The 6,000-nt window shown below is 73.5% G+C and carries 5 protein-coding genes; 2 read left to right on the top strand and 3 right to left on the bottom strand.

Features of this window, described 5'->3' with window-relative positions:
* Window positions 1-64 precede the first annotated feature (64 nt).
* Both ahcY (ACYVGT_RS15385) and ahcY (ACYVGT_RS15390) read right to left on the bottom strand, forming a co-directional pair.
* Window positions 65-1,327: an adenosylhomocysteinase gene (gene ahcY, locus ACYVGT_RS15385; protein ID WP_460858686.1), complete on the bottom strand. Its 1,263-nt coding sequence runs from the start codon at window positions 1,325-1,327 to the stop codon at window positions 65-67.
* A 24-nt stretch (window positions 1,328-1,351) separates the two neighbouring features.
* Complete coding sequence (gene ahcY / locus ACYVGT_RS15390; RefSeq protein ID WP_460858688.1) at window positions 1,352-2,788, bottom strand: adenosylhomocysteinase; 1,437 nt, start codon at window positions 2,786-2,788, stop codon at window positions 1,352-1,354.
* Between the two features lie 140 nt (window positions 2,789-2,928).
* Between ahcY (ACYVGT_RS15390) and ACYVGT_RS15395 the strand changes: the two genes are divergently transcribed.
* Window positions 2,929-3,333, top strand: coding sequence for a MerR family transcriptional regulator (locus tag ACYVGT_RS15395; protein WP_460858690.1), 405 nt, complete (start codon window positions 2,929-2,931; stop codon window positions 3,331-3,333).
* A 250-nt stretch (window positions 3,334-3,583) separates the two neighbouring features.
* Here ACYVGT_RS15395 and ACYVGT_RS15400 read toward each other — a convergent pair whose 3' ends face one another.
* A complete protein-coding gene (locus tag ACYVGT_RS15400) occupies window positions 3,584-5,692 on the bottom strand; it encodes an acyltransferase family protein (RefSeq protein WP_460858692.1) in 2,109 nt (702 codons plus the stop codon).
* 109 nt (window positions 5,693-5,801) lie between these two features.
* Between ACYVGT_RS15400 and ACYVGT_RS15405 the strand changes: the two genes are divergently transcribed.
* On the top strand, window positions 5,802-6,000 hold a 199-nt coding region (locus tag ACYVGT_RS15405), incomplete at its 3' end, for a hypothetical protein (protein WP_460858694.1).

Here is a 6,000-nt window from a genome sequence, read left to right on the forward strand (position 1 = left end):
GGCGAAGCCGCCATGCCCCGGAGCGGGGCCGCGGGCTGAGCGGCTCCGCCCCGGCGGCAGGGGGTCAGGCCCGCCAGGAGCTGAGGTAGTCCTCCTGCTGGGGGGTGAGGTGGTCGATGGCGACGCCGAGGGCCTCCAGTTCGAGGCGGGCCACCTGGGTGTCGATACGGCGCGGCACGTCGTGGACGCCGGGCTCCAGGGTGGGACCGATCTCGGCGAGCCAGGCCGCGGTGAGGGCCTGGCCGGAGAAGGACATGTCCATCACCGCAGCCGGGTGGCCCTCGGCGGCGCCGAGGTTGACCAGGCGGCCCTCGGCGAGCAGCACGATGCGTCGGCCGTCGGCCAGCACGTACTCGTCGGCGCTCGGGCGCACGTCGGGCCGGACCTCCACGGCCGCGTCCTCCAGTGCGACGAGGTCGATCTCGACGTCGAAGTGGCCGGCGTTGGCGAGTACCGCGCCGTCCTTCAGCCGGGCGATGTGCTCGGCGCGGACGACGTCGCGGTTGCCGGTCACGGTGACCATGACGTCGGCGACAGCGGCGGCCTCGGCCATCGGCAGCACCGTGTACCCCTGCATGACGGCGTCCAGCGCGGTCACGGCGTCGACCTCGGTGACGACCACCCGGGCGCCCATGCCGCGGGCCCGCTCGGCAAGCCCGCTGCCGCAGTAGCCGAAGCCGGCGACGACGACGGTGCGGCCCGCCAGCATCGTGTTGGTGGCCCGCAGGATGCCGTCGATGGTGGACTGCCCGGTGCCGTACCGGTTGTCGAACATGCGCTTGGTGGCGGTGTCGTTCACGGCCACCATGGGCAGCTTCAGCGCGCCCTCGGCGGTCATGCCGCGCAGCCGGATCACGCCGGTGGTGGTCTGCTCGCAGCCGCCGATGATGCCGGCGAGCAGGTCGGGCCGGCGCAGATGGGCGATCTCGACGAGGTCGCAGCCGTCGTCGAAGAGCAGCTGCGGCCCGGTCTGCAGCACCCGCTCGAGGTTGCGGTCGTAGGTCTCGGGGTCCACACCGGCGCGGGCGAACACGGAGACGCCGTACTCGGCGACGAGCGCCGCGGCCGTGTCGTCCTGGGTGGACACCGGGTTGGAGGCGGCGAGGGCGACTTCGGCGCCCCCGGCCGTCAGGGTGCGCAGCACGTTCGCGGTCTCCGCGGTCACGTGCATGCAGGCGGCGACGCGGACGCCGGCGAGCGGCTGCTCGGCGGCGAAGCGCTCGCGGACGCGGCGCAGGGCGGGCATGGCCCGCTCGGCCCATTCGACGCGGCGGACCCCGGCCTGTGCAAGGCCGAGGTCCGCGACGTCGTGCTCTGGGAGTGTCATCCTCAGCGGATCAGTCGCCGGGTATCAGTAGCGGTAGTGGTCGGGCTTGTAGGGACCGGCCACGTCCACGCCGATGTAGGCGGCCTGCTCCTTGGAGAGCTCGGTGAGCTTGACGCCGAGCGCGTCCAGGTGCAGGCGGGCCACCTTCTCGTCGAGCAGCTTCGGCAGCACGTACACGCCGATCGGGTACTCGTCGGTCTTGGCGAACAGCTCGATCTGGGCGAGCACCTGGTTGGTGAAGCTGTTCGACATCACGAAGCTGGGGTGGCCGGTGGCGTTGCCCAGGTTGAGCAGGCGGCCCTCGCTCAGCACGATGATGTTGTGGCCGTCGGCGAAGGTCCAGGTGTGCACCTGGGGCTTGATCTCGTCCTTGACGACGCCCGCGATCTTCTCCAGGCCGGCCATGTCGATCTCGTTGTCGAAGTGGCCGACGTTGCCGACGATCGCCTGGTGCTTCATCCGCGACATCTGGTCGGCGGTGATGATGTCGAAGTTGCCGGTGGTGGTGATGAAGATGTCGGCGGTCTCGACGACGTCCTCGAGGGTGGTCACCTCGTAGCCGTCCATGGCGGCCTGCAGGGCGTTGATCGGGTCGACCTCGGTGACGATGACCCGCGCACCCTGGCCGGCCAGCGCCTCGGCGGAGCCCTTGCCGACGTCGCCGTAGCCGGCGACGACCGCGACCTTGCCGCCGATCATGACGTCGGTGGCGCGCATGATGCCGTCCGGCAGCGAGTGGCGAATGCCGTACTTGTTGTCGAACTTGGACTTGGTGACCGAGTCGTTGACGTTGATCGCGGGGAAGAGGAGCTTGTCCTCGCGCGCCATCTCGTAGAGGCGGTGCACGCCGGTGGTGGTCTCCTCGGAGACGCCCTTGATGGCGGCGGCGGCCTTGGTCCACTTGTCCTTGGACTCGGAGAGGCTCTTCTGCAGCAGGGTGAGGACGACCTTGAACTCGTCGCTGTCCGCAGTGGCGGGGTCGGGCACCGCGCCGGCCTGCTCGAACTCGCGGCCCTTGTGGACGAGCATGGTGGCGTCGCCGCCGTCGTCCAGGATCATGTTCGGGCCGTCCTGGCCGGGCCAGGTAAGCGCCTGCTCGGTGCACCACCAGTACTCTTCGAGCGTCTCGCCCTTCCAGGCGAACACCGGCACGCCCTTGGGGGCGTCGGGGGTGCCGTTCTTGCCGACGACGACGGCCGCGGCCGCGTGGTCCTGGGTGGAGAAGATGTTGCAGCTGACCCACCGCACCTCAGCGCCGAGGGCGGTGAGGGTCTCGATGAGGACCGCCGTCTGCACGGTCATGTGCAGCGACCCCATGATCCGGGCGCCCCGAAGGGGCTGGCTCTCGCCGTACTCGGCCCGAAGGGCCATGAGACCGGGCATCTCGTGCTCGGCGAGGGTGATCTCCTTGCGGCCGAAGTCGGCCAGGGTCAGATCGGCGACTTTGAAGTCGAAAGACATGCGTGGCTTCACTCCTCAGGTGGATGCGCCACCGAGTGTAGGACCGCGGTACCGCTCCGGGCACGCCCTGGCGAGCGAAATTGACGTTGCAGTGTCAGATTCGACCGCAGCGGTGGCCGCGCCGGTTAGGGTCGGGAGGCGTGACGAGCAGCGAGCACGAGCCCCGACCGCACCCGGATGCGGTGCCGATCTCTGACGCGGCCAGCCGGCTGGGCGTGACGCCGCGGAGCCTGCGCTACCGCGAGGCGCTCGGCCTGCTGCCCGCAACGAAGGAGCGGCCGACCGGGCGGGGCCACCGGCACCGCCGGTTCGGACCGCGCGAGCTGCGCACCGTTGCCGCGGGGCTGGAGCTGGAGCAGCGGTACGACGTGAGCCCCGCGGCGCTCGCGTTCGCGCTTCGCGTGCTGGCCGAGCCGGAGGCGATGGCGGCGGTGCGCTCCTACGGCGAAGGGCTGGGGCGGCTCGCGCCGCGGCCGGCTCGCGCGATGGACTTCGACAAGGAGAAGGCGCTGCGCCTGCTGCGCGGCCGCCCGGGCCAGCGCTGACGCCGGGCGCGCGGCACGGCCGCAGGCGCAGCCCCGCACCGCGGTACCCGCTGCGGGCCGGCCGGAGCGTGGGCGTCCTGCGCCGGCGCGCACACCGGCGCAAGCGCGCCCAGACGGCCGCGGCGGCACCCGCCGGGTCCGCATCCGGGGCGGCCCGGATGCGCCGCGCGGGCCGGCACCGGCACAGCCGACCGGGCGCACGCCCGCCGCCGTGCCGAGCGGCGGCACGCACGGCCGCACCGCCGTCTGCTCACCAGCCGGCGGCGGCCACCATGCGGCGCTCCAGTGCGGGCGCCATGGTGCGCATGTAGGAGGCGGAGATGTGCGCGGAGTCCCAGTACACGAGCACGTTGCCGATCACGGCCGGGCAGTGCGCACCGGTTCCGCCGGTGCCGTCGGCGCAGAGCTGGTCGGTCATGTCGAGCGGCACGACGTTTCCGGGCAGCTCTGCCGAGGCGAGCGGGTCCCGGTCCGCCAGGGAGTCCGCGGCGGGTGCGCCGCAGTCGGCCCGCGCCTGCGCTCCGATCTCCCCGCCGCCGCTCGCCGGGCCGCCGGCGTCGGCCAGGCACTCCGGAGCGCTGCCGGGCAGCCGCGGCGTGTCCCGCACCGCGATGACCTGCGCGCCGAGGTCGCCGAGCTCGGCCCACCGCTCGGTGTAGCCGTCGACGACCTGCTCCTCGCCGAACCCGGCCGAGGTGTCGAGGCTGGTGGTGGTGCCGGTGGTGAAGACCGCGTCCGGCTGCAGCCGGTCCAGTTCCTCCATCGCGCCGCGGTTCCACTCGGCGCACGAGGTGTAGGGCGACCCCTTGTAGGTCTGGGGTGCGTCGGTGAACAGGCAGGCGCCCTTGAGCAGGGTGGTGACCTGCCAGTCGCGGCGCTCGGCGATCTCCTCCAGGGCGGGGAACCAGTGCGCGGCGTGCGACCCGCCGACCAGGGCGATCGTGCGCTCAGGGTCGTCTGCGCCGTAGGTGCAGACCAGCACCTCGGATGGGCCGGTCTCCTGGTTGCAGCCGTCGTCGTAGGTGGCCGGCACGTCGTCGGCGGCCTCGGCGAGCGCGGGCAGGACCGGCTGGAGCTCGGCGGCCGCTCCGGCGCCGCCGGCCAGCGCGGCCGCGCCCGGGTAGCGGTCGGGGTCGCCGATCAGGGCGTCGCGGGCGCGCTCTTCTGCGTCCAGCCGGGCACTCCAGGCGCCCGCGGTGAGCAGCACCGGCAGCAGGCAGGCCAGGGCGAGCGCGGTGCTGCGCACCGCCGACCCGCGCGCGGCGCCGGCGATCCGGTCGGCGAGCGGCGCGGTGGCCGCGGCCAGTGCCAGGGACACCGCGATGACTGCGGCTCCGGTCAGCGGGTCGGCGAGTGTCTGCCCGCTCAGGTGCAGCGCGACGATGAGCACCGGCCAGTGCCAGAGGTAGAGGGCGTAGGAGATCGATCCGATGTAGGCGAGGGGGCGCAGCACCAGCAGCCGGTCGGCGGCGAAGCGGTGGCCGGTGGTGCCCGCCGCGATCACCGCGGCAGCGGCCAGCGTCGGCCACAGCGCGATGAATCCGGGGAAGGCCGTGGAGACCTGCAGAACCAGCCCGCACAGCACGAGTGCCGCCAGCCCGGCCCAGCCGAGGAGGACGCGCGCCCGGCGGGGCAGCCGCAGGAAGGGCAGGGCGAGCGCGAGGAGGCCGCCGAGGGCGAACTCCCACAGCCGGGCGCCGGTGTCGAAGTAGGCCCAGGGCTGGTCGGCGCGGGTCACCGCCACCGAGTAGGCGAGCGATCCGGCGAAGACCAGCACCAGCGCCGCGGCGGCACCCGCGCGGACGCTGCGCCCGCACCGCGCCGCGGCCCACGCCGCAGCGGCGATCAGCGCCGGCCACAGCAGGTAGAACTGCCCCTGGATGGACAGCGACCAGAAGTGCTGGAACGGGCTCGTGGCGTCGTCGCGTGCCAGGTAGTCGACGGAGTCCAGGGCCAGGCGCCAGTTCAGGTGGTAGAGCAGCGCAGCGGTGCCCTGCTCGATGGCGGCCCGCCACTGGTCGGCGGGGAGCAGCAGCCGCGTCGCGGCGAGGGTCGCCGCGGTGACCAGCGCCGCCGTCGGCACCAGCCGGACGGCCAGGCGGGCGAGGAAGCGGCCGAACCGGATGCCGTCGCCGCGCTCCACGGCGCGCACCAGCGACCCGGTGATGAGGAACCCGGTGAGCATGAGGAAGACGTCCACGCCGCCGGAGACCCGGCCCAGCCACACGTGGTAGGCGGCGACCAGCAGCACGGCGACCGCGCGGAGTCCGTCGATCTCGGGCCGGCGCGCCCCCGCCGGCCGCTGCGCCGCCGGGGGCGCGGGTGGGTCCGTCCGGGGCGCGGCGGTGGTCGTGTGCACCCGGGGGATGTTGCCGCTGTCCCGTTACCGGCCGGCGTCGGGGCGCTGAATCCGGGCGATCCGCGCGATGGCCGTTTTCCGGCGGGCGCCGCGGGTTAGGGTCACTGGCGTGGACGGACGAAGCGGTTTGGACACCCTCGACCGATTGGATGCGCTCTGTCGCGAGTTGCATCCTCTGACCTGCGCCGAACCCGAGCTGCGCCCGGCGCTGGCGCGCCACGCGGCTGCGCTGCGCGGCCTCGCCGGGCGCGACGCCGGCGCGGAGGCGGTCGCGCGCGACACCGACGCCCTGTGCGCCCTGGCCGCCG

Source organism: Nocardiopsis coralliicola (assembly GCF_054779695.1).

Excerpts from the sequence above, each read along its gene's own strand:
- ahcY (WP_460858686.1), bottom strand. The coding sequence starts at position 1,327 with ATGACACTCCCAGAGCACGACGTCGCGGACCTCGGCCTTGCACAGGCC.
- ahcY (WP_460858688.1), bottom strand. The coding sequence starts at position 2,788 with ATGTCTTTCGACTTCAAAGTCGCCGATCTGACCCTGGCCGACTTCGGC.